The organism is Streptomyces aurantiacus, from assembly GCF_027107535.1.
Lineage (GTDB): Bacteria > Actinomycetota > Actinomycetes > Streptomycetales > Streptomycetaceae > Streptomyces.
Map to the genome: position 1 here is coordinate 8,096,936 of NZ_CP114283.1, position 22,958 is coordinate 8,119,893.

Consider the following 22,958-nt stretch of genomic DNA (forward strand, 5'->3'; position numbering starts at 1 on the left):
GGGGAGGTCACGCGTGCTCCAGTTCGCTGTCGCCGGCGCTGCTGCCGTCGCGGGTGAGGAGGTACTCGACGAGGGCGATCAGCGCGTGGGTGGAGGAGACCCGGTCGCGGGCGTCGCAGCGTACGAGGGGGGTTTCGGGGAGCAGGTCGAGGGCCTCGCGGACCTCGGCCAGGTCGTGTTCGCGGGAGTCGTCGAAGTCGTTGAGGGCCACGGCGTACGGCAGGCCCAGGTCCTCCAGGACGCCCATGACGTCGAAGGACTGGCCGAGGCGCCGGGTGTCGGCGAGGACGAGCGCGCCGAGCGCCCCGCGTGTCATGTCCTGCCACAGCTCGGTGAAGCGCTGCTGCCCGGGGGTGCCGAAGAGGTAGAGCACCAGGGAGTCGTTGAGGGTGAGCCGGCCGAAGTCGAGGGCGACCGTGGTGGTCGTCTTGTCCTTCGTGCCCGCGAGGTCGTCGACGAGCGCGCCGGCCTGGGTCATGACCTCCTCGGTGCGCAGCGGCCGGATCTCGGACAGCGCGCCGACGAAGGTGGTCTTGCCGACCGCGAAGTGCCCCACGACGAGGACCTTGACGGCGGTCTGCACACCGCTCGCGAGGTGGACGCCTCCGGTGTGACGGTGGCCGGTGTCGGGAGAGCCGTCTCCGGCGTGCCCGTACCCGGCGGGGCTGTCGCCGGCGGGGCTGTCTTCAGAGGCGGGCGCGAAGCCCATCGAGGACCTCCTGGAGGATGCGGGTCTCGGAAGGCCGGGCGGACGGGATGGGGGCGCGGGTGACGACATGGCCGCTGTCCATGAGGTCGGCGACCAGCACCTTGGTGACGCTGACCGGCAGCGACAGATGTCCGGCCACCTCGGCGACCGACAGCGCGCCGGGCCGGCACAGCTCCATCAACGCCCGCTTCTCCGGGCTCAGTCCGGTCAGCGGCAGATCGTCGGCGGCGATCAGCAGCGTGACCAGGTCCAGGGTGTTGCGGGTCGGGTGGGAGCGGCCCTCCGTGACGACGTACGGCCGCACCAGCCTCCCTCCGGGACGCCTCGGCGGTGTCATACCGGGTGGCCGGCGTCCCGACGCGCCGGGCTGGTCAGTTCCTTGCCGAGCCGGTCGACGAGTTTGTGCATGCGGTACGTGACGGCCTCCATGTCGACGTGTTCGGTGGTCGACACGGCGAGGTAGGCGCCCTCCCCCGCTGCCACGAGGAAGACGTATCCGTGCGCGAACTCGATCAGGGTCTGCCGCCAGGGAGCCTGCGCGCTGCCGCAGAACTCGGCCGTGCTGCGGCTGATCGACTGGACGCCGGAGAGTCCCGCGGCGAGCCGCTCGGCGTCGTCCCGGCCGATGTCCGCGGAGTGGGCCCGGAGCATGCCGTCGGCCGAGAGCAGGATCGCGTGCCGCGCCTCAGGGACCTTCAGGACCTCGTCGAGCATCCAGCCCAGCTCGTTGTTCGCGGGCTCGATCATCCTTGGATGTTCCCTTCGTCTTCGTGGGGGGTGCCTGGAAAGTCCGGTTCCGCGGCCTGGTCCGCGCGGCCGTGGAGGGTGCCTCGGGCGAACGCGCCCATGCGACGGGCGGTTTCCTCGGCCGACCGGGCACCGGGTTCCTCGACGGGTTCCGGCGCGGCCTGCGCACCGCCGCCGGGTTCGTCCGGTGTCTGTGCCGGGCTCCGGCGCCGCCGCTTGGGCAGCCCGCCCGGGGTGGTGGCCGGCTCGGCGGCGAGCGGCTTTTCCGCAGCCGGGCCCGGCTGCGGCTCGGCGGCGGGGGACGGCTCGGGCGCCGCTCCGGCCGTACCGGCGGACGCGGCCGTGGGCGCGGCCTCGGTCACGGACGCGGAGGCCGCCAGGGGCGCGGACGCGGCCGGCGTGCGTGCGGAGGCACGGGCGGGAGGCACGGTCACGGGTGGCAGCTCCTCCGCGGGGTCCCGGTGCGTGAGCAGGGCGGACGGCAGGAACACGACGGCACGGACGCCGCCGTACGGGGAGCGGGTGTCGGCGGAGACGCTGAACCCGTACCGCGCTGCGAGGACGCCGATGACGGCGAAGCCGAACTGGGGCGGGTCGTCGAGCCGGGTGACGTCCACCGCGTGCCGGCCGGACAGCAGGGCCTCGGCACGGTCGGTCGCGTGGGCGTCCATGCCGACGCCCGCGTCGTCGATGATCACGCAGGCGCCGTTGTGCACGGACTGGACGTTGACCTCGACCTTGGTGTTGGGCTGCGAGTGGCGGGCCGCGTTGTCGAGCAGTTCGGCGATGGTGAGGACGACCGGCTCCACGGCCCGGCTCTCGACGGCGATGTCGGCCTGTCCGTGGATCTGGACGCGCCGGTAGTCGCGGATGCGGGACGTGGCGCCGCGGACGACCTCGATGACCGCGGAGGTGGAGCGCTGGCGGCCGGGCCAGGATCCGCACAGCACGGCGATGGCCTGGGCGCGGCGGCCGAACTGGGCGTTGGTGTGGTCGATCTCCAGCAGGTCGCGCAGCACGTCGGGGCGGTCGTGCCGGTCCTGCATGTCGGAGATGGCGACCTGCTGTTCGTTGGCCAGTGCCTGGATCGAGCGCATCGACGACTTCAGGGCGGCCTTCGCGGACTGGTCGGCGCGGGCCTGCGCGTGCTCCACGGCGCTCGCGAAGCGCTCCAGGACGTGGTCGAGGCACTTCGCGAAGCCGCTTCCGGCCAGCCGCGCGTCGAGGAGCCCGATGCCCGGTGGGGTCTGCTGCTGCGGTCCGTGGTCCTCCAGCGCCGGGAGGCGTACGGCGACCAGGTGCCGCACCTCCTCCTCCCGGGTGCGCAGGTCTTCCGCCAGCTCGGCGTTGCGCCGGCGCAGCCGCGCGGTGATGCCGCGCTGGCGCACCAGCAGCACGGTGGCGGCGAGCAGCCCGGCGGCCACGCACCAGAACACCGCCTCCGGTATCTGTTCCTTCATGAGGTCCTCAAGTGCGGGGAAGGGGCGACGGGCACGGATCGGGAACGGGCGGGGCGAAAGGGCGGGGTGGGGCGCAGGGGGGCGCGGCGCCCGACGGTACTCGCGAGCCGGCGCGCGTTCTTGCCCGCGCGCGCAAGGAAGTTGCCCTCAGACGCACCACGCGCGACCCTGCGCGCCGACCGCCGCACCCGCCCCTTCGGGCACACGTCCGTGTGCGATCCACTTCACCTTTCGCTCCGAGCCACGGAAACGGAACGTCTGTACTACGCTTACTGCCCGTAACTGCCGTGTCCAGAAAGCCGGTTGAGCAGGGCTGCCGGGAACGGCCGGGGCACTCTGGGCGGAGGAAGCACATTGCCCGCGGGAACCTACGTCGTGGAGTCGCAGACGACCGGTGAGGTGGATCCGCTGGAGCGGACCGACTTCTGGAGCGAGCACATCGCGTCGGTCCAGTCCCGGATGGGCTACAGATACACGCATACGGACAACTTCCGCGGGGAGACGGTCCGTCAGTGCACCGACGTCTACCAGCTGGTCAAGTTCCGGTCGGACGAGATCGAGTACAGCAGGACACCGCACCAGGTGCGCCAGGCCCCCGACGAGGACTACCGGCTGCTGCTCCCCCTCACCGGGGAGATCGTGCTGCGGCAGGACGGCCGGGAGGCGCGGCTGACACCGGGGCACGGCACGCTGCTGACCTTCGGGGCGCCCTTCGAGTGCGTGCAGGACGCGTCCACCCGGGCGTTCATCTTCACCATCCCGGCCCGTGAGCTGGACGGCCCGCTGCACCGGAAGTCCCCGCTGGGCGCCGCGCTGGATCTGGGCAGGGGGCTGGGGCGCGTGGTCGGTTCCATGCTGAACGACCTGCACGAGGAGCGCGAGACGCTCACCGACCCGCAGTTCAACGCGGTCTCCGAGCGCGTGGTCGAGTTGCTGTGCATGCTCGCCGTCGGCGACGACCGGCCGGACGCGCCCGGCCATCTGACGGAGGTCGAGGCGGTGGTGCGCCGCCATGTGCGCGAGCACGCGGCGGATCCCGGTCTGACCGGTACCTCCATGGCGCGGTCCCTCGGCTGGTCCCTGCGTCAGATCCAGCTGGCCCTCCAGCGCGCGGGCACCACTCCTCGCGAGCTGATCCGCGAGGAAAGGCTGCGTGTGGTCCGGGACCGGCTCCGGTGCGGCGAGTGCGAGCACATGACGATCACCGACCTCGCGTACGCCTCTGGCTTCTCCTCCGCGAGCGCGCTCAGCACGGCGTTCAAGCAGCGCTTCGGGGTGAGCCCCCGGGAGATGCGACAGGGGACACGCTGACGCCCGCCCGGGCCGCCGGGTAGCCACCGCCCCGCGAGCGAGGCGGGCACCCCAAGGAGGGCGCCCCGAAGGGGCGCGGGGAACTGCGCGCCCAGCCACACGAGACCCCCAGCCGACGGACGACACCCCGGAGGCGCGGGCGTCGGCCTGAACCGGGGCAGGGCCCCCGGCCCTGCCCCGGTTCAGGCCGACGCCCTCTTCCGTGCCGCAGTCTTCTTCGCCCCGCCCGACGTCTTCTTCGCCGCAGCCTTCTTCGCGTCGGCCCCGGCCGCCGACTTGGCCGGAGTCTTCTTGGCCGAGGCCTTCTTCGCCGGTGCCCCCGCGGTCGTCTTCTTGGCGGCCGCCTTCTTCGCCGCGGACGCCGGTTTCTTCCCCGAGGGCGGCTTCGGGGCGGCCCGGGAGGACTTCCGGGCCGCCCCCTTGCGGAGGGGCTTCACCTCGGCGTCGGAGCCGGATTCAGCGTCTGATCCGGAGTCCGGTCCGGCGTCGGCGGAGTCCTCGCCCCGCGCGACGCGCGCCTGCCGCACGCTGTTCTCCAGGGCCGACATCAGGTCGATGACCTTGCCGCCGGACTTCTCGGTGGAGGGCGCGGAGGGCGCCGTCCCGCCGGAGGCCTTCGCCGCGATCATCTCCTCCACCGCCTCGCGGTAGTCGTCGTGGAGTTCGGCGAGGTCGACCTCGCCGAGGGTGTCCATCAGGGCGTCGGCCAGATCGAGTTCCTTGTCGCGGACCGTGACGCTCGCGTCCGGGGCGACGCTTTCGGGCGTCCGGATCTCGTCCGGCCACAGCAGGCCGTGCATGGCGATGACGTCGTCGACGACCCGCAGCATGCCGAGCCGCTCCCGCCCGCGCAGGGCGAACTTCGCGATGGCGACCTTCCGGCTGCGTTTCAACGCCTCCCGCAGCAGGGTGTACGGCTTTGCCGCCGGTACCCCGTTCGCCGCCAGGTAGTACGCCGTGTCCATCTGGAGCGGGTCGATCCGGTCGGCCGGCACGAAGGCCACGATCTCGATCGTCCGGGCGGTCGGGATCGGCAGGGAGGCCAGGTCCTCGTCCGTGATCGGGATGATCGTGCCGTCCGCGTCCTCGTACCCCTTGCCGATCTCCGACGCCGTCACCTCGCGCTCCTCCATCTCGCACACCTTGCGGTAGCGGATGCGGCCGCCGTCCTCGGTGTGGATCTGCCGGAAGGAGATCGAGTGGTTCTCCGTGGCGTTCACCAGTTTGATCGGGATGCTGACCAGCCCGAAGGAGATGGCGCCGTTCCAGATGGATCGCACGTGCAGCACCTTCCACTCGGTTGCCGACCATTATTGATACCTGATGACGTTTTCCAATGATTTTTTTAAATTGTGTGGAATTGTCATCGTATGACGCCGATCACCGAGGTGGAGGGGCGAAGGCTCGCGCTGAGCAATCTGGAGAAGGTCATCCATCCCGCGACCGGCTTCACCAAGGGCGAGGTGCTGCACTACTACGCGACGACCGCCGACGCCCTGCTCCCCCATCTGCGCGACCGGCCGCTCTCCTTCCTGCGCTACCCGGACGGACCCGACGGCCAGGTCTTCTTCGCCAAGAACGTGCCGCCGGGTACACCCGAGTGGGTCACCACGGCGGAGGTGCCACGGTCGGAGGGCCCCGCCCGCATGGTCCTGGTCCAGGACCTCGCGAGCCTCGTCTGGGCGACGAACCTCGTCACCGAGTTCCACACGCCCCAGTGGCTGATCGACGCACCGGGCGACGCCGACCGGCTGGTCTTCGACCTCGACCCGGGGCCGCCCGCGACGGTCGTCGAGTGCTGCGAGGCCGCGCTGTGGCTACGGGGCCGGCTGGCGTCGGACGGGATCGAGGCGTACGCCAAGACCTCGGGGTCGAAGGGGCTGCATCTGCTGGCGGCGCTGCGTCCGACGCCCTCCGACCGGACGACGGAGTACGCCAAGACGCTCGCGGTGGAGGCGGAGAGGGCGATGCCGCGGCTCGTCGTGCACCGGATGACGCGCAGCCTGCGCCCGGGCAAGGTCTTCGTCGACTGGAGCCAGAACGCGGCACGGAAGACGACCGCGGCCCCCTACACCCTGCGGGCACGGGCGGAGCCGACGGTGTCGGCACCGGTGACGTGGGCCGAGGTCGAGCAGTGCCGGACCGCCCGCCAACTGACCTTCCTGGCCCCGGACATCGCGCCCCGGCTGCGGGACCACGGCGACCTGCTGGCCCCGCTGTTCGACGCCCGCCAGGCCGGCTCGCTGCCCTGAGCACGACCGGACGATTTCCCGAGCGCGTCCGGCCGACCGGACGAGGGGCACCTCGCAACGGACGGGGGGCCCCACCACAGACGAGGGGGGCACCTCATCACAAAGGAGCACCATGCGAGCAGCACCACCCTCCCGTGCCGTCCGCCGCACACTGGTCGTCGGGCTGACGGCTCTCGCCCTCGGCGCGCTGCCCACGGCCGCCCCGGCCTCCACGGGCGCCCCCGACCGGGCCTCGGACCACGTCCCGAACGCTCAGGTGATCAACGACTGGAGCGAGACCGCCGCCGCCGTGGTCAGCGTGGACGCCGGACGCCCGACGGCCGAGCCGTTCCTCTGGTACGGCTTCGTCTCGGCCGCCGTCTACAACGCGGTCGTCGGCATCGAAGGCCGCTACACCCCGTACAAGTGGCGCGAACGCGGTCCCCGTGACGCCTCCTCCGAAGCCGCCGCCGCGGCCGCCGCGCGCCGGGTCCTGCTGACGTACTTCCCGGCCTCGAAGCAGCGGATCGAGACCGCCTTCGGCTCCTCACTGGCGAAGGTCCCGGACGGAAGGGCCGAGGCCCGGGGCGTCCGCTTCGGGGAGCGCGCGGCCGCCCGGCTCATCGAACTGCGCGAGAACGACGGGCGCGACGCCCGGGTGACGTACGACAGGAAGCCCGCCCCCGGTGTCTGGCGCCCGGCCCCGCCCGGCCACCGGCCTTTCACGAACCCGTGGCTCGGCAAGCTGCGGCCGATGCTCTTCGACTCGCCGGACCGGTTCATGCCCGGGCCGCCGCCCGCGCTGACGTCGAAGAAGTACGCCCGGGACTTCGCCGAGGTGAAGGCGACGGGCTCGAAGAACAGCACGCGGCGGACGGCCTGGCAGACCGAGACCGCGCGCTTCTTCTCCGACCCGCTGCCACAGCAGCTCCAGGCGGCCTACCGCGACCACGCCGCGCGGAACGGACTGGACATCGTCGAGGCGGCCCGGCTGTTCGCCGCCGCCAACACCGCGTCGGCCGACGCGACGATCACCACCTGGAACTCCAAGTTCACCTACGCCCTGTGGCGCCCGGTCCACGCGATCCGGCTCGCCGACACGGACGGCAACCCCGCCACCCGGGCCGACCGGTCCTGGGAGCCCCTGCTCAACACTCCCCCGTACCCGGAGTACATGGGCGGCCACTGCGCCAACGACGGGGCCGTCATGGCCGTACTGGACCGGCTGACCGGCGGTGACATCGACCTGCGCGTCTCGTCCGCGGTGACGGGCACCACCCGGACGTACACGAGGTCGGCCGACTTCGACCGTGACGTGATCAACGCCCGGGTCTGGAGCGGAATCCACTTCCGCACCGCGGACGTCGTCGGCAGCCGCGTCGGTCACCGCATCGGCGACTTCGCACTCGACCACTACTTCAAGCCGCTGCGCTGATCACGCCCCGCGGGCGACCGCGGGGCTCACACCCTCGTCCACGTGTTCCGGTCGCGTGCCATCGCGTGCAGTGCCTCGACGTCCGCGGGCTTCAGGGTCCCGCCGAGGCGGGCCAGGGTCGGGAGGTCCGTGTCGGTCAGGGCACGGGCCTCCCGCAGCGGGGCGGTGACCTCGAGGGCGGACGGGCCGAAGACCGCCAGGACCGGGCGGACCTCCGCGGTCAGGGCGTACGAGGCCCGGTCGGCGTCGGCGCGGACCGCGCGGAGCAGTGGATAGGGCTCCCGGCGGCCGACCGTGACGATCGGATCGGCCACGAGGACGCGCTGCTTGCGGGCATAGAGGGTGCGGACGCAGAAGAGTCCGCCGGGGCCGATGACGAGATGGTGGATGCGGTCACCGCCGGGGAGCGGCACCGAATGCAGGGTGTGCCAGCCCGCCCCCTCCAGCCGGTCCAGGGCCTCTCCCACCGCCTGCTCCGCGATCAGAGCCCGCCTCCGCGGATCGGGCCGCAGACGCCGTGGGGCGGCCGGCTCACGGTCGAGCGCGATCTGCAGCGCCTCCCCGGGCCGGTTCGGCGCGAGGTCGTCGTCCGGGTGCAGGGACAGCCGCGCGAGCTCCGCCGGGGTAGGCACGGGTGGCGGCCCGACCGTCACCGCGCCGGTCAGGAAGGGTCCGAGCGCCTCGAGCACGTCGTCGCGCCGCTCCTCGCCGAGCAGGTTGACCCGGCCCGCCTCCCTGTCGTACCAGGCGATGTTCCTGCCGTCCGCGAGGCGGACGTACAGCCGCTCCTGGCCGTGCCGCCAGGCCGGTATGACGCGCAGTCCGTTCATGCACCATCACCCCACGACCATGGGAACAGGCGGGGTGCTCCAGGGGCAAGAAGGCGGTTACCTTTGGGAGGAGTTGAGGGGGAGGCGCCGTTGCGGGACAGCAGGAAGCGACCCGACGCGCCGGCCCCGGACAGCCCGTGGAGCGAGATCGTGCCCGGCCTGTGGATGGGCGGTCACGAGTACACGGGCCGGACGGGATCGCCGGAGTTCGCCGTCGTACGTGACGAGTTCGACCTGGTTCTGACCCTGCTGCGACTACCCGGCCACGGCCCCGACCCCGGTGTGGAACACCATGTGTGGCCCATCCCGGACGGCCCGCTGGACGGCACCCAGCTGGCGGGCGTGATACGGCTCGCCCGGACCGCGGAGGAGGCGCTCGACGACGGCCGGCGCGTCCTGGTGCGCTGTTACCACGGCTACAACCGCTCGGGGCTGCTGGTCGCCCACGTCCTGGTCGGCGCGGGGCGCACGGCCGACGACGCGATCCGTCTGATCCGCTCCCGCCGCTCACCGTGGGCCCTGCACAACAAGCTCTTCGTGGAGTACCTGCGGACGGGGCTGGCCACGGCCCGGCTCCTGGAGGAACTCGCCGAATAACGCCGGGTGCCCCCTCCGCCCCGCGAACAAAAAGGACTTCCGTACGAATAAGGTGTCCGCAACATCAACGCCGATCTCGCCCCTGCGGGCCGGCCCCGACAGGAGCGCAGTGATCCACAACCGCCCCGCGGGCGTCCGCGGTCTCGCGCGCGCCACCCTCGTGCTGCCTCTCGCCGGCCTGCTGCTGGCGGGCTGCGGCGACGCCGGCGGTCTGCGCGGCGCGGGCCCGACGTCCACCGCCGTGGGCCCGGCGCGGCTGTGGCCGGAGGTCCCGCCCGCCACCTCGCCCGCCCTCGACTACGGGGAGGCGGACACGGAGACGGTCAAGGGCGTCACGGCTCCGGGCGACGACATCCGGAAGGCCGACCCGGTCGCCGTCTTCCGTGCGGAGATCGCCGCCCATCCGGATCTCTACACCGGCGACAAGGCGCCCTACGCGCAGACGGCCCGGCGGGTCGCGGCCTGCGGCAGGAAGGGCGAGCGCGGCCGGGCGTGCCCTCTCCTGCGGGCGTACTACCGCGATCTCACCGGCGACGGCCGGGACGACATGGTGCTCGGGGTGCGGATGCCGGACAACCAGCTGGGCGTGCGCACGTACACCGTCATCGGTCACACGCTGACGGAGGTCATGGCGACGACGGACAGCACCCTCGGCGTCGAGATCGCCGGCCGTGACGTGATCATCCGGTCGCCGTCGAAGCTGGCGGGCTACGAGTACCGCACGGTCTGGTCGTGGGACCGCCGCCAGAAGGCGATGCTCGCGGCCAAGGACGAGATCCTGCGAGTGGGGGCGACGGCCCCGCCGTCCGGCCGCGCACCCGCGCGCACCCCGTCCGCGAGCCCCTCGGCCGACGCCCGGTGAGCCGCCCTCAGGCCGGTCCGCGCCCCCGGCCGGACCGCGCGCGGCGGCTGCGGCACCGGACCGCCAGCCTCACCTGGAAGGCCGCCGTGTTCATCACGGTGATGTGCTGCGGCCTCGCCGCGCTCCTCGGCATCCTCGTGCACGTCTCGGTGACCGACCAGACCGTCGGCGAGGCCCGCACGCAGGCGCTCGACCGGCTGACCCGGACCGCGGAGGCGTTCGAGGCGGGTGACCGGCTGCCGCCGGGCGCGGGTGTCGACCTGCCGGGGCTGCCCGCCGAACTGCGGACGCTCGCCGAGGCCGGGGACCGCGGCACGATGGTCGGCGACGACGACCCGCGGCCGACGATGTGGGCGGCCGGCCCCGCGAGCGACGGCCGGACGCTCGCCGTGCGGGTCGACTACGCGCAGGGCGCCCGCACGATCGACGGCCTGGACCGGGCGATCCTCGGCTCCTCGGCGCTGGCCATCGGTGTGACGCTGCTCGTGGGCGCGTTCGCGGTGACGCGCGTGACGCGGCGGCTGCACGGGACGGCCCAGGTGGCACGGCGGATCAGCGCCGGCGACCTGGACGCGCGGGTACGGGATCCGCGGGCCGGGGACCCGACGAGCCCGCAGGACGAGGTGGCCGCGGTCGCGGGCGCGCTGGACACGATGGCGTCCTCGCTGCAGGGCAAACTGCTGAGCGAGCAGCGCTTCACCGCGGACGTGGCGCACGAGCTGCGGACCCCGCTGACGGGACTGCACGCGGCCGCCGAACTGCTGCCGCCGGGCCGTCCCACCGAGCTGGTGCGGGACCGGGTCGCCGCCCTGCGCACACTCACCGAGGACCTGCTGGAGATCTCCCGGCTCGACGCGCGCAGCGAGCGGCTGGAGGTGGACGCCGTACGGCTCGGGCCGGTGGCCGAGCGGGTGGTCCGGGCGTCGGGCACCGGCCCGGCCACGGGTACAGGCACGGACGCGGGCACCGGCACCGGCACGGACGCGGACGCGGACACCGGCACCGAGGTCAGAGTCCTGCGGGACGCGGTCGTGGAGACCGACCGGCGCCGTCTGGAGCGGGTGCTGGGCAATCTCGTGGCCAACGCGCACAAGCACGGGCGGGCGCCGGTGGCACTGACGGTCGACGGGCCCGTCATCACGGTGCGGGACCACGGCGACGGCTATCCGCCCTACCTTCTGGAGCACGGGCCGCAGCGGTTCCGCACGGAGGGCGGCTCCAAGGGGCACGGGCTCGGTCTGACGATCGCACTGGGCCAGTCGGAGGTACTGGGCGCGCGCCTCGTCTTCACGAACGCGCCGGACGGCGGCGCGGTGGCCACGCTGACGCTGACCGCTTCCTAGGCCCGTCTGCTGCTAGGCCCCTCTGCTCCTGGACCGGCCTGCTTCCTGGACCCGTCTGATTCCTGGACCCGTCCGCCGGTCGCGGGGTGGCTCGTCGCGGGGTGCGTCGTGGCTCGTCGCGCGGCCGCCGCGTGCCCGGAGGCCTCGGGACGGCCGGGCTCCGAGACCCGCCGCGGCCGGGACAGGCGCCGGTCCGGGGACGCCACCGGCTCCGCCCGCCCCGCCGCCCCGATGGCTCAGCGTGGCGGGCGCGCACCGAAGAGCGCTCCTAATGTGGCGATTAGTCAGCTCTGTCCCCCATTTCCGGAGGAGCCCGCCATGTCCCTGCGTACCGCTCTCACCCGCCTCGGCATAGCCGCCGCCGGCGGCGCTCTCGTCGTCGGCGCCGCGAGCCCCGCCCTCGCCGGTGACGACTGGGGCCACCACGACGGTCACCACCCCAAGTTCTACAAGGGCCGCGTCACCGCGCCCGGCGGACTGAACCTGCGCGACAAGCCGACCCGCGGCAGCGCCGTCATCGGCTTCGCGCACTACGGCAAGGTCGTCTCCATCTTCTGCAAGACGCCCGGCGAGAACGTCAAGGGCAACCACCTGTGGTACCTCCTCGCGGACGGCACCTGGGCCTGGGGAACGGCCCGCTTCATCGACAACATCGGCCCGGTGCCCCGCTGGTGCTGAGGGCCCCCCGGGGAGACCGGCCTCCGGCCCGCAAGGAGCACCGGAACGGCCCGATTGTCGCGACATAACAGGACATCGGGCGACCGGCTTGCTAACTTCCGGACATGCTCTCGCCCGGAACGACAGCGCAGGCCGACCCGCCGGCCCCCGTCGTACCCCTCCCCCGGCGCCGTGGCATCGAGTTCACCCTCATCGTCGTGGCCGTCCTGCTCTCCGTGTACGGCTACTGCGACGTCGGCCTCGCCAGGACCGGATCCGTCCCGCCCGGCGCCGCCGGCTACGGCGCCGGGCTGGGCGTGCTAGCACTCCTCGCGCATCTCGCGGTGCGCCTGCGCGCCCCCTGCGCCGATCCACTGCTGCTGCCGATCGCCGTTCTCCTCAACGGCCTGGGCCTGGTCCTCATCCACCGGCTCGACCTGGAGACCCCGGCCGACCGGGCGGCGCCCACCCAGCTCGTCTGGTCGACGCTGGGCGTGGGCCTGTTCATCGCGGTGGTGGTGCTCCTGCGCGACCACCGGGTGCTCCAGCGCTACACGTACGTGTCCGTCGTGACCGCGCTCGTCCTCCTGGTGCTGCCGATCTTCTTCCCCTCGGTGAACGGCGCCCGGATCTGGATCAGGGTCGCCGGATTCTCCATCCAGCCGGGCGAGTTCGCGAAGGTCCTGCTCGCGGTGTTCTTCGCCGGCTACCTCGCCGCCAACCGCAACGCCCTCGCGTACACGGGCCGTCGTATCTGGCTGCTCCAACTGCCCACCGGGCGCGTGCTCGGCCCGATCGTCGCGGTCTGGCTGCTCAGCGTCGGCGTGCTGGTCCTCGAGCGGGACCTCGGCACGTCCCTGCTCTTCTTCGGCCTCTTCGTGATCCTGCTGTACGTCGCCACGGGCCGCACCGGCTGGATCGCGGTGGGGCTGCTGCTGGCCGCGTGCGGGGCCTTCGCCGTCGGCTGGCTGGAGCCGCACGTGCACAGCAGGGTCGAGGACTGGCTGCATCCGTTCGCGTCGGTCGAGGCGGGCCTCGGCCCGAACCAACTCGTCCAGTCCCTCTACGCGTTCGCCGCCGGCGGTTTCCTCGGCACCGGACTCGGCCTCGGCCACTCCACCCTCATCGGCTTCGCCGTCAAGTCGGACTTCATCCTGGCCACGGCTGGCGAGGAGCTGGGCCTGGCCGGCCTCTCCGCGATCTTCCTGCTGTACGGACTGCTGGTCGAGCGCGGACTGCGGGCGGGCCTCGCCGTCCGCGATCCCTTCGGAAGGCTGCTCGCGGTCGGGCTCGCCTCGATCGTCGCGCTCCAGGTCTTCGTGATCGCGGGCGGCGTGACGGGGCTGATCCCGCTGACCGGGATGGCGATGCCGTTCCTCGCGCAGGGCGGCTCCTCCGTCGTCACCAACTGGATCATCGTGGCCCTGCTGATCCGCCTCAGCGATTCGGCACGCGGCCGGTCCGAGGAGGAGCGGCACGACAGGAAGGCAGCGCCATGACGGGGAACGGCCGCCCGATGACCAGGTACATCCGCCACGCCGCCGCCTTCTGCGCGCTCCTCCTGCTCGCCCTCCTGGTGAACGCCGCCCGCCTCCAGATCGTCCAGGCCCGCACGTACGACGAGAGTCCGGCCAACCGCCGCCACACGATCGCCCGCTACGGCCAGCCGCGCGGCGACATCCTCGTCGGCGGCAGGGCCGTCACCGGCTCCAGGGACTCCGGGGAGCAGTTCCGCTTCGAACGGACCTACCGGGACGGCCCGTTGTACGCGCCGGTCACCGGCTTCGCCTCGCAGGTGTACGGGACGGCCTTCCTGGAGGGTGCCGCGGACGGGGTCCTGGCGGGCACCGATCCGTCGCTCACGCCGATCCCGCTGTGGAACGACTTCACCCGGGCTCGCAGCCCCGGCGGCCACGTGGTCACGACGCTCGATCCGGCGGCGCAGCGGGCGGCGTACGCCGGACTCGGCTCCCGGCGGGGCGCGGTGGCCGCGCTCGAACCGTCCACCGGGCGGATCCTGGCGCTGGTCTCCACTCCCTCCTACGACCCGGGTGAGCTCTCCGGGACGGACGCGGAGGTGGGCCGGGCGTGGGCGCGGCTGAACGGCGCGGCGGACCGGCCGATGCTCAACCGGGCGGTGCGGCAGACGTATCCGCCGGGCTCGACCTTCAAGGTGGTCACGGCCGCGGCGGCCCTCGACGCGGGCGTGGTGCGCGATGTGGACGCGCCCACCGACTCGCCGGACCCGTACCGGCTGCCGGGCAGTTCGGTGCGGCTGACGAACGAGGTGGAGGGCTGCGCGAACGCGTCACTGCGCTATGCCTTCGAGTGGTCGTGCAACACGGTCTTCGCCGGACTCGGTGTGGAGGTGGGTCTGGCCGCGATGCGGTCGAAGGCCGCCGAGTTCGGCTTCAACGACCGGAAGCTGGGGATTCCGTTCCGGGTCTCCCCCAGCACCTTCGACACCCGGGTGGACGACGCACAGCTCGCACTCTCCTCCATCGGCCAGTACAACACCCGTGCCACGCCCCTGCAGATGGCGATGGTCGCCGCGGCCGTCGCGAACCACGGCTCGGTCCGTACGCCGCACCTGGTGGAGCGGACGACCACGGGCGACGGCGACACGGTGTCCACCACCGGGCAGCGCACCCTCCGGCAGGCCATGAGCCCCGCCACGGCGGTCCGGCTGCGCGAGATGATGACCGACGTGGTGCGGGAGGGCACCGGCACGAACGCCGCCATTCCCGGTGCCACGGTCGGCGGCAAGTCCGGCACGGCCCAGCACGGCGTCCACAACTCCGGTACGCCCTACGCCTGGTTCATCTCCTGGGCCCGGGCCGAGGACTCCATGGAGCCGGCGGTGGCGGTCGCGGTGGTCGTCGAGGGGTCGGCTGCCGACCGGGGCGGCATCAGCGGCGGCGGGGACGCGGCGCCGGTCGCCCGGGCCGTGATGAAGGCCGTGCTCGACCGGTGAGACGGGGGTGGCGCCTCGCCCACCGCCCGACCTAACGTTCGGTCATGACTCAGCCCAAGGCCGCGTACGAACTCGCCCAGGTGAACATCTCGCGACTCCAAGCCCCGCTGGACTCCCCGCAGTTGAAGGACTTCGTCGACGCCCTCGACCCGGTGAACGCGGTCGCCGACGCCGCCGACGGATTCGTCTGGCGGCTGCAGAGCGACGAAGGCAACGCGACGGACGTGTCGGTCTTCGGCGACGACTGGCTGATCATCAATCTGACGGTGTGGCGGGACACCAACGCCCTCACCGCCTTCATGTACCAGGGGCAGCACCGGGAGCTCCTCGCCCGGCGCAACGAGTGGTTCGAGCGGATCCGGGAGGCGATGACCGCCCTGTGGTGGGTGCCGGCCGGGCACCGGCCGACGGTGGCCGAGGCGGAGGAGCGGCTGCTGCACCTGCGGGCGCACGGGGCCACGGCGTACGCCTTCACACTGCGGACGTCGTTCCCGCCCGGCCCGGGCGAGGCGCTGCCCACCGGGATCCCGCTGTCGGCCGACGCCCCGCCGCAGGCCGCGGGGGCGGCCCGCACGCTCCCCGGGCTGGAGTGCCCGGTCTGACACCTGTCGCGGCACCGGGCCGCGGCGGCTCTCAGGACTCCGCTCCTGCCCGGATCGCCTCGCCCACCTCCGCGACCCGTGCCTGTTCCTCCGCCGCGAAGCGTTCCGCGTCGAGCTTCTCGGCGAGTTCCTCGTCCTGGGCCATGAGGAGGTCGAGGTTGGAGTTGCCCATGTCGAAGACGCCCATGTCGACGTAGGCCTGCTGGAGGCGCTTGCCCCACAGGCCGATGTCCTTGACGCAGGGGACGATGCGGGAGAACAGCAACCGGCGGAAGAGGGCGAGGAATTCGGACCGCTCGCTGTACTCCTCGGCCTCGGCCGTCGGGATGCCGAAGTTCTCCAGGACCTCGACCCCGCGCAGGCGGTCCCGCATCAGGTAGCAGCCCTCGATGACGAACTCCTCGCGTTCGCGCAGTTCGGCGTCGGAGAGCTGCTGGTAGTAGTCGCGCAGCGCCATGCGGCCGAAGGCGACGTGCCGCGCCTCGTCCTGCATGACGTACGCGAGGATCTGCTTGGGCAGTGGCTTGTCGGTGGTGTCCCTGATCATGCCGAACGCGGCGAGGGCCAGCCCTTCGATGAGGACCTGCATGCCGAGGTACGGCATGTCCCAGCGGGAGTCGCGCAGGGTGTCGCCGAGCAGCGACTGCAGGTTGTCGTTGACCGGGTAGAGCATCCCGATCTTCTCGTGGAGGAAGCGGCCGTAGATCTCCGCGTGGCGCGCCTCGTCCATCGTCTGGGTCGCCGAGTAGAGCTTGGCGTCCAGGTCGGGCACCGACTCGACGATGCGGGCCGCGCAGACCATGGCGCCCTGCTCGCCGTGCAGGAACTGGCTGAACTGCCACGAGGCGTAGTGCTTGCGGAGTTCGCCCTTGTCGCGGTCGTTCATCCTGGCCCAGTACGGGGTGCCGTAGACCGACAGCGACTCGTCGGGGGTGCCGAGAGGATCGCAGGGGTCCACCTCCAGGTCCCAGGCGATCCGTTTCCGGCCGTCCCACTGCTTGTCCTTGCCCTTCTGGTAGAGGGCGAGGAGGCGGGCGCGCCCTTCGTCGTACTCCCAGCTGAAGCGTGCCGCGCCGGTCGCGGGCACCTGCCAGAGGGGAGCTCCGGGGTCCATGGCGTACAGGTCGTAGGTCGGCATGTCTCGCAGGCTCCTACGTAGTAGACGACGGGTCAACAAGTTGCGCGGAAGGGATTGACGAGCTTGCTGACAAGCAGTCTCATAAGACGTGACCGGCGGTAACTCCGTGGATTTTCGGTACGACGAGGTACGACGAGGTGGGCACAGCCATGACGACCGTGACGGAGGACAGCGCCATCGAGGGGCTGCGTGACGCCCTCGGCCTGCTCAAGGACCGGGAGCAGGTGGCCCAGCGGCTGCTCGACTCCTCCGCGAAGCACTCCTTCGACCCGGACAAGGAGCTGGACTGGGACGCGCCCTTCGAGGACGGCAAGTGGTTCTGGCCACCGGAGCTCGTGTCGCTCTACGACACACCGCTGTGGAAGCGGATGCCGGAGGACCAGCGGATCCTGCTGTCCCAGCACGAGGCCGCGGCACTGGCCTCGCTGGGGATCTGGTTCGAGATCATCCTGATGCAGCTGCTGGTACGGCACATCTACGACAAGGCGGCGACGAGCGCACACGTGCGGTACGCGCTGACCGAGATCGAGGACGAGTGCCGGCACTCGAAGATGTTCGCCCGGCTGATCAGCCGGGGCGGGACGCCCCACTACCCGGTGAGCCGGGCGCACCAGAACCTGGGCCGTTTCTTCAAGACGGTGTCCACGACCCCCGGTTCGTTCACGGCCACGCTGCTGGGCGAGGAGGTGCTCGACTGGATGCAGCGGCTCACGTTCCCGGACGAGCGGGTGCAGACCCTGGTCCGCGGCGTGACGCGGATCCATGTGGTGGAGGAGGCCCGGCACGTCCGGTACGCGCGGGAGGAACTGCGCCGCCAGATGGTGACCGCGCCGCGCTGGTCGCAGGAGTTCACCCGGGTCACCTCCGGCGAGTTCGCCCGCGTCTTCTCGGTCGCCTTCGTCAATCCCGACGTCTACACCAACATCGGCCTGGACAGGCGTGAGGCCATGGCGCAGGTGAAGGCGAGCGGCCACCGCCGGGAGATCATGCAGACCGGCGCGAAGCGCCTGACGGACTTCCTGGACGACATCGGAGTCCTGCGGGGCCCCGGCCGCCGCCTGTGGAAGTCGTCGGGCCTGCTGGCCTGAAGCACCGCGCACCCAGCCCCCACCGCCCGCACCCGCCCACCGGCCCCCGGCCCCCGGCGAACTCCCACCCCACCGCGCACCCCCCGGGCCGGGTTACGCTGCGAGGCATGACCTCGGAGGCCCCCACACGCGCGTACCGGCGGCTCAGTGTCGAGGAGCGACGCAGTCAGCTTCTCGACGCGGCGCTGTCGTTGTTCGCGGTGCGGGCACCGGAGGACGTCTCCCTCGACGACGTGGCGGAGGCGGCGGGCGTCTCACGACCGCTGGTGTACCGGTACTTCCCCGGCGGCAAGCAGCAGTTGTACGAGGCCGCGCTGCGGTCGGCCGCGGAGGAGCTGGAGCAGTGCTTCGCGGAGCCGCCGGACGGCCCGCTCACCCGGCGGCTCTCCAACGCGCTGGACCGCTACCTCGCCTTCGTCGACCAGCACGACGCCGGGTTCAGCGCTCTGCTGCAGGGCGGCAGCGTGGTCGAGACGTCGAGGACCACGGCCATCGTGGACGGCGTACGACGGGCCGCCGCCGAGCACATCCTGAGCCATCTGGACACCGAGGAGCCGGGGCCCCGGCTGCGGATGACCGTCCGGATGTGGATCACGGCCGTGGAGGCCGCCTCGCTGATCTGGCTGGACGAGGAGAAGGAGCCCGCGCTGGACGAGCTGCGCGACTGGCTCGTCGAGCAGTTCGTGGCGTGCCTGGTGGCGACCGCCGCCCGTGACGCCCAGACCGCGGACGTCGTACGGGCCGCGCTGGCGCTGGAGTCCGCGGACGGCCCCATGGGTTCGCTGGCCCGCAGCGTCCTGCCCCTGGTGGGCGACGCCGCGCACCTGCTGTGACGGCACGGCCTGTGCCGCCGGCCGGTCCGTCGTTTGTGACACTGACTCCGTGAAGAGCGAAGAGACCCCCTTCGAGGGCGGCCCCCTGGACGGCCGTGTGCTGCCGATCCTGCTCGGCCCGACCGGGCACCCGCCGAAGGTGTACCGGGTCCCGGTGCCGGACGGCGCGGGCGGCCCGCCCACGGTCCTCGTCTACCGCCGCGTGCAGGCGGGCGCGAGCAGGCGGCTGGGCCTGCACCAGGGGTGGAAGTACGAGTACGACCCCACGGGCGGGAGCGGCAGGCTCAGGTGGCCGTGGTCCAAGCCGGACCCGGCACCGGAGCCCGGGCCTGGCACCGAGGCGGGCGGCGGGCCGGACGCCACGCCGGACGGCAAGCCGTAGGACTCCGACGAGTGACCTTGTTGGGCCGAACCGCCCACGGTCGGCGCGCGCGGGTCGCGCGGGCGTCTGATGCTCGCGGTGCGGAGGAGCGGAAGGGCCGCCCCGCACCGGAGGTGATGACGTGTCAGGAAGGCTTCTGCGGCTGGTCTGTACGGCGGCGATCGCGGCCGGCGCGGTCCTCGTGCCCGTACCGGCCTCGGCCGTGCCCGGTCCCGGCGAGAGCCTCGCACCCGACCCCGCCCGCAGTGCCGTGCCGGAGCCCGGCGACGACGCCGCTCCTGAGCCGGGCGACGGTCCCGCACCCGAAGGCGGGGGGTCGACGGCCGAAGGCGGGCGGTCGGTGGCCGAGTTGCTGACCGAACTGCAGCGGCTGTACCGGGAGGCCGAGGAGGCCACCGAGGCGTACAACAGGACCGAGGAGGAGCTGAAGCGGCGGCGGGCCGAGGTCGCGAAGCTCAACGCAGGACTCGCGGCGGCCCGGCTCTCCCTCCAGGACAGCCGCGGCGCCGCCGGACGGCTCGCCCGCCAGCAGTACCAGGGCACGAGCGAGATCTCCTCGTACGTCCGGCTGCTGCTCGCCCGTGATCCGCAGCACGCGCTCGACCAGGGGCAGGTGATCCGGCAGGTCTCGCAGGAGCGTGCCGGGACGGTCGAGCGGCTGGCGGGGAGCGAGCGGAGGACCGACGAGCTGGCACGCCGGGCCCGCGCCGCCCTGGACGGCCAACTCACCCTGACCGAACGGCGGAAGAAGGACCGCGACCTCGTACGGAAGCGGCTGGAGGACGTGGAGGAGCTGCTCGCCTCACTGACCGCCGAGCAGCTGGCGCGGGTGGCCGAGCTGGAGGAGGCCGACGTGGCCGAGGCGCAGGACGAGCTGGTGGCGTCCGGCGCGCTCAGCAGCACGCGCAGGCCCTCCCGGCAGGGCGACGAGGCCCTGCGCTACGCCGTGGAGCAGATCGGCAAACCGTACGAGTGGGGCGCCGAGGGCCCCGACGCGTACGACTGCTCGGGGCTCACGTCACAGGCGTGGGACAGCGCGGGCCGCACCATCCCCCGCACCAGCCAGGAGCAGTGGGCCCGACTGCCCCGCGTCGAGCTGGACGAACTGCGCCCCGGCGACCTGGTGGTCTACTTCCCGGAGGCCACTCACGTGGCGATGTACCTGGGCGACGGATTGGTCGTGCAGGCCCCGAGACCGGGCGCGCGGATCAAGGTCTCGCCGATCGCGGCCAATCCCGTACTGGGTGCGGTGCGACCGGACCCGGACGAGGAGCCCCTGCGCCAGTACGCGCCGCCGAAGCTCCCCGAGGGCGCCCGGGACGGCTCGGACGAGGGCTACAGCGCCCCGTGAGGGGACGTGTGGCCCCGGCCGAGCCCCGCCACACACCGGGAGCCGGTCCTCAGCCGCCCGCCACGGAGGCCAGGTACGCCCCCGTCTTCTCGGGCTCGTAGAAGAAGTTCTCGAAGTCCGAGGGGTCGTTGAACCCGTTGGCGAAACGATCAGCCACCGGGGGGAGCCGGCCCGCCGCGCCGATCAGGTTGAGGACGTGCTCCGGCGGGGCGCCGAGCATCGCGTTCGTCCACTTGGTGACGTGCTGGGCCGTGTCCCAGTACCGCTCGAACGTTCCCCGCATCCACGTCTCGTCGAACTCCTTGTCCTCGTGGGCGAGGATCGAGCCGAGATACGAGGCCGCGCACTTCGACGCCGAGTTGGAGCCCTGCCCGGTGATCGGGTCGTTCGCCACGACGACGTCGGCGACACCGAGGACCAGGCCGCCGCCGGGCAGCCGGCCGACCGGGTTGCGGACGGTGGGCGCGTAACGTCCGGCCAGCGTGCCGCCCGCGTCCGTGAGCTCGACCTTGGTGGCCCTCGCGTACTCCCACGGCGTGAACCGCTCCATGAGTTCCAGGGTCAGGGAGAGGTGCTCGGCCGGGTCCTTGACACCCTGGAAGACGTCCAGCGGGCCGCCGGGTATGCCCTCCCAGAAGAGGATGTCCGCCCGGCCGGAGGTGGTGAACGTGGGCATGATGAACAGTTCGCCGACACCGGGGACGAGGTTGCAGCGGACCGCGTCGTGGTCCGGGTGCTCGGGGCGCGGGCCGAGCCCGTGGACGTACGCGACGGCCAGCGCGCGCTGGGGTTCCGTGTACGGGGAGCGTGCGGCGTCGCGGCCGAACATCGAGACCAGCTCGCCCTTGCCCGCCGAGACGAGGACCAGGTCGTACGTGCGGGCGAAGAAGTCGAGGTCGGAGACCGCGGCGCCGTGGATGACGAGCTGGCCGCCCCGCTGCGCGAACGTCTCCATCCAGCCGGCCATCTTCACGCGCTGGTCGACCGACTGTGCGTACCCGTCGAGTCTGCCCACCCAGTCGATCGCACGCTGGGTCGGCCCCGGGTCGTGCGAGCCGGGGACCGCGACCGAGACGCCGAGCCCTTCGATCTTCGGGGCCTGGGACTCCCAGAAGTTCAGCTGGAGTTCGCGCTCGTGCTGCAGTGCCGTGTGGAACATGCACTGGGTGGACATGACGCGGCCGGTACGGATCTCGTCCGCCGTCCGGTTGGACATCAGGGTGACCTCGTACCCGTTCGACTGGAGTCCGAGGGCGAGCTGGAGTCCGGACTGGCCGGCTCCGACGACGAGTATCTTCCGCATGCTGGTCCTCACTCTGCGTACGTCTTGTTCGGGGCTGACGTCGGGTGGTGCCGGGTTATCCGGGACTGACGTCGAGCGCGTGCCCCACCAGCGCCAGCAGCGTCTCGATCACCGAGAACCTGTGGCGCGCGTCCATGATCATGACAGGTATGTGCGGGCGGATCGTGAGCGCCTCCCGTACGTCCTCCGGCTCGAACCTCTCACTGCCGTCGAAGTGGTTGACGGCGACGACGTACGGCAGCCCGCAGCTCTCGAAGTAGTCGAGGGCCGGCCAGCAGTCCTTCAGGCGCCGGGTGTCGGCGAGGACCACGGCGCCGATCGCCCCGCGCACGAGGTCGTCCCACATGAACCAGAACCGCTGCTGCCCCGGCGTCCCGAACAGGTACAGCACCAAATCGTCGTCGAGCGTGATGCGGCCGAAGTCCATGGCCACCGTGGTGGTCGTCTTCTCCGGCGTCGAGCTGAGGTCGTCGGTGCCCTCGCTCGCCTGGGTCATCAACGCCTCCGTCTGGAGAGGCGTGATCTCCGAGACGGCGGTGACGAGCGTCGTCTTGCCCACGCCGAAGCCGCCCGCCACCACGATCTTCGTGGCGATCGGGGCGCGCGTCCGGTCCTTCTGCCAGGCCTTCAACTCCTCGTCGGGCTCCACCACTTCGGGGAACCCGGACGACCGGGAGACGTCCGGGACGTGGGAGACGTCAGAGACGACGGAGTCCACTCAGCACCCTTTCCAGCAGTGCGCGGTCCGGCTGTCCCGGGCCGTGACCTGTTCCGTACACGCGGATCTTCCCCTGGTCCGCCAGGTCGCTGAGGAGCACCCGGACCACACCGAGGGGCATCTTCAGGAGGGCGGCGACCTCGGCCACCGTGCGCATCCGGCGGCAGAGTTCGACGATGGCCCGCATCTCCGGCATCACCCGGGTGGAGAGGGAACCATTCTCCAGCTCACGGCGCTCCGGCGGGGCCTCGAGCGCCGCGACGAACGTCTCGACGAGCAGCACGTGCCCGAAGCGCGTGCGGCCGCCGGTGAGCGAGTAGGGGCGTACGCGGGCGGGCTTTCGGTCGCCGCCGCGGACCGGGAGTTTGGGCGTACCGCTCACGTCGC

At 72.2% G+C, this 22,958-nt stretch carries 24 protein-coding genes; 14 read left to right on the forward strand and 10 right to left on the reverse strand.

Annotated elements, in window-relative coordinates; translation table 11 throughout:
• Positions 1-7 precede the first annotated feature (7 nt).
• The 4 genes from O1Q96_RS37680 to O1Q96_RS37695 are packed head-to-tail and all read right to left on the reverse strand — an operon-like array spanning position 8 to position 2,916.
• Positions 8-709 carry a GTP-binding protein gene (locus O1Q96_RS37680; RefSeq protein ID WP_269252388.1) on the reverse strand — a complete coding sequence of 234 codons (702 nt, stop codon included), beginning with the start codon at positions 707-709 and terminating at the stop codon, positions 8-10.
• Positions 687-1,046, reverse strand: coding sequence for a DUF742 domain-containing protein (locus tag O1Q96_RS37685; protein WP_217457905.1), 360 nt, complete (start codon positions 1,044-1,046; stop codon positions 687-689). Before O1Q96_RS37685 ends, O1Q96_RS37680 begins: the two co-directional genes overlap by 23 nt.
• Positions 1,043-1,456, reverse strand: a complete 414-nt coding sequence (locus O1Q96_RS37690; RefSeq protein WP_269252389.1) for a roadblock/LC7 domain-containing protein — start codon at positions 1,454-1,456, stop codon at positions 1,043-1,045. The genes O1Q96_RS37685 and O1Q96_RS37690 overlap by 4 nt, the downstream gene beginning before the upstream one ends.
• Positions 1,453-2,916, reverse strand: a complete 1,464-nt coding sequence (locus O1Q96_RS37695; protein WP_269252390.1) for an ATP-binding protein — start codon at positions 2,914-2,916, stop codon at positions 1,453-1,455. The genes O1Q96_RS37690 and O1Q96_RS37695 overlap by 4 nt, the downstream gene beginning before the upstream one ends.
• Positions 2,917-3,270: 354 nt before the next feature.
• Between O1Q96_RS37695 and O1Q96_RS37700 the strand changes: the two genes are divergently transcribed.
• Positions 3,271-4,227 carry an AraC-like ligand-binding domain-containing protein gene (locus tag O1Q96_RS37700; RefSeq protein WP_269252391.1) on the forward strand — a complete coding sequence of 319 codons (957 nt, stop codon included), beginning with the start codon at positions 3,271-3,273 and terminating at the stop codon, positions 4,225-4,227.
• Positions 4,228-4,409: 182 nt separating this feature from the next.
• Here the strand turns inward: O1Q96_RS37700 and ku are convergent, their stop codons facing one another.
• Positions 4,410-5,507 carry a non-homologous end joining protein Ku gene (gene ku / locus O1Q96_RS37705; protein WP_483409987.1) on the reverse strand — a complete coding sequence of 366 codons (1,098 nt, stop codon included), beginning with the start codon at positions 5,505-5,507 and terminating at the stop codon, positions 4,410-4,412.
• Positions 5,508-5,597: 90 nt separating this feature from the next.
• Here ku and ligD point away from each other — a divergent pair, with 90 nt between their 5' ends.
• Positions 5,598-6,479: a non-homologous end-joining DNA ligase gene (gene ligD, locus O1Q96_RS37710; RefSeq protein ID WP_269252393.1), complete on the forward strand. Its 882-nt coding sequence runs from the start codon at positions 5,598-5,600 to the stop codon at positions 6,477-6,479.
• A 112-nt stretch (positions 6,480-6,591) separates the two neighbouring features.
• Positions 6,592-7,893: a vanadium-dependent haloperoxidase gene (locus tag O1Q96_RS37715; protein WP_269252394.1), complete on the forward strand. Its 1,302-nt coding sequence runs from the start codon at positions 6,592-6,594 to the stop codon at positions 7,891-7,893.
• Positions 7,894-7,919: 26 nt separating this feature from the next.
• Here the strand turns inward: O1Q96_RS37715 and O1Q96_RS37720 are convergent, their stop codons facing one another.
• On the reverse strand, positions 7,920-8,723 hold the full coding sequence (locus O1Q96_RS37720) for a nuclease-related domain-containing protein (protein ID WP_269252395.1): 804 nt from the start codon (positions 8,721-8,723) through the stop codon (positions 7,920-7,922).
• Positions 8,724-8,813: 90 nt separating this feature from the next.
• Between O1Q96_RS37720 and O1Q96_RS37725 the strand changes: the two genes are divergently transcribed.
• The 7 genes from O1Q96_RS37725 (at position 8,814) to O1Q96_RS37755 (ending at position 15,758) form a co-directional block, all read left to right on the forward strand.
• Positions 8,814-9,320, forward strand: coding sequence for a protein-tyrosine phosphatase family protein (locus O1Q96_RS37725; protein ID WP_269252396.1), 507 nt, complete (start codon positions 8,814-8,816; stop codon positions 9,318-9,320).
• A gap of 109 nt (positions 9,321-9,429) precedes the next feature.
• The gene (locus O1Q96_RS37730) at positions 9,430-10,182 is read left to right on the forward strand and encodes a hypothetical protein (protein ID WP_269252397.1); all 753 of its coding nucleotides are present in this window, start codon (positions 9,430-9,432) and stop codon (positions 10,180-10,182) included.
• Between the two features lie 101 nt (positions 10,183-10,283).
• Complete coding sequence (locus O1Q96_RS37735) at positions 10,284-11,525, forward strand: ATP-binding protein (RefSeq protein ID WP_269253883.1); 1,242 nt, start codon at positions 10,284-10,286, stop codon at positions 11,523-11,525.
• A 318-nt stretch (positions 11,526-11,843) separates the two neighbouring features.
• Positions 11,844-12,203, forward strand: a complete 360-nt coding sequence (locus tag O1Q96_RS37740) for an SH3 domain-containing protein (protein WP_269252398.1) — start codon at positions 11,844-11,846, stop codon at positions 12,201-12,203.
• Positions 12,204-12,307: 104 nt separating this feature from the next.
• Positions 12,308-13,681, forward strand: coding sequence for an FtsW/RodA/SpoVE family cell cycle protein (locus tag O1Q96_RS37745; protein WP_269252399.1), 1,374 nt, complete (start codon positions 12,308-12,310; stop codon positions 13,679-13,681).
• A 17-nt stretch (positions 13,682-13,698) separates the two neighbouring features.
• A complete protein-coding gene (locus tag O1Q96_RS37750; RefSeq protein ID WP_269252400.1) occupies positions 13,699-15,156 on the forward strand; it encodes a penicillin-binding transpeptidase domain-containing protein in 1,458 nt (485 codons plus the stop codon).
• Positions 15,157-15,200: 44 nt separating this feature from the next.
• On the forward strand, positions 15,201-15,758 hold the full coding sequence (locus O1Q96_RS37755; protein WP_269252401.1) for a DUF3291 domain-containing protein: 558 nt from the start codon (positions 15,201-15,203) through the stop codon (positions 15,756-15,758).
• 31 nt (positions 15,759-15,789) lie between these two features.
• On the opposite strand, the gene O1Q96_RS37760 is transcribed toward O1Q96_RS37755, so the two are convergent.
• Positions 15,790-16,896 carry a ferritin-like domain-containing protein gene (locus O1Q96_RS37760; RefSeq protein WP_269252402.1) on the reverse strand — a complete coding sequence of 369 codons (1,107 nt, stop codon included), beginning with the start codon at positions 16,894-16,896 and terminating at the stop codon, positions 15,790-15,792.
• Positions 16,897-17,045: 149 nt separating this feature from the next.
• On the opposite strand from O1Q96_RS37760, the gene O1Q96_RS37765 reads away from it, so the two are divergent.
• From O1Q96_RS37765 to O1Q96_RS37780, 4 genes are all read left to right on the forward strand, one after another.
• On the forward strand, positions 17,046-17,984 hold the full coding sequence (locus tag O1Q96_RS37765) for an AurF N-oxygenase family protein (protein ID WP_269252403.1): 939 nt from the start codon (positions 17,046-17,048) through the stop codon (positions 17,982-17,984).
• Positions 17,985-18,091: 107 nt separating this feature from the next.
• Positions 18,092-18,817: a TetR/AcrR family transcriptional regulator gene (locus O1Q96_RS37770; protein WP_269252404.1), complete on the forward strand. Its 726-nt coding sequence runs from the start codon at positions 18,092-18,094 to the stop codon at positions 18,815-18,817.
• Between the two features lie 49 nt (positions 18,818-18,866).
• Entirely contained in the window at positions 18,867-19,199 is a 333-nt protein-coding gene (locus O1Q96_RS37775) for a hypothetical protein (protein WP_269252405.1), read from the forward strand.
• 121 nt (positions 19,200-19,320) lie between these two features.
• A complete protein-coding gene (locus O1Q96_RS37780) occupies positions 19,321-20,550 on the forward strand; it encodes an NlpC/P60 family protein (RefSeq protein WP_269252406.1) in 1,230 nt (409 codons plus the stop codon).
• A 49-nt stretch (positions 20,551-20,599) separates the two neighbouring features.
• On the opposite strand, the gene O1Q96_RS37785 is transcribed toward O1Q96_RS37780, so the two are convergent.
• Genes O1Q96_RS37785 through O1Q96_RS37795 form a run of 3 tightly spaced genes read right to left on the reverse strand, consistent with a single transcriptional unit; the run spans position 20,600 to position 22,953 of the window.
• Positions 20,600-21,853, reverse strand: a complete 1,254-nt coding sequence (locus O1Q96_RS37785; protein ID WP_269252407.1) for a styrene monooxygenase/indole monooxygenase family protein — start codon at positions 21,851-21,853, stop codon at positions 20,600-20,602.
• 55 nt (positions 21,854-21,908) lie between these two features.
• The gene (locus O1Q96_RS37790; RefSeq protein ID WP_269252408.1) at positions 21,909-22,571 is read right to left on the reverse strand and encodes a GTP-binding protein; all 663 of its coding nucleotides are present in this window, start codon (positions 22,569-22,571) and stop codon (positions 21,909-21,911) included.
• Positions 22,552-22,953, reverse strand: a complete 402-nt coding sequence (locus O1Q96_RS37795; RefSeq protein WP_269253884.1) for a DUF742 domain-containing protein — start codon at positions 22,951-22,953, stop codon at positions 22,552-22,554. The genes O1Q96_RS37790 and O1Q96_RS37795 overlap by 20 nt, the downstream gene beginning before the upstream one ends.
• Between the last annotated feature and the right edge of the window lie 5 nt (positions 22,954-22,958).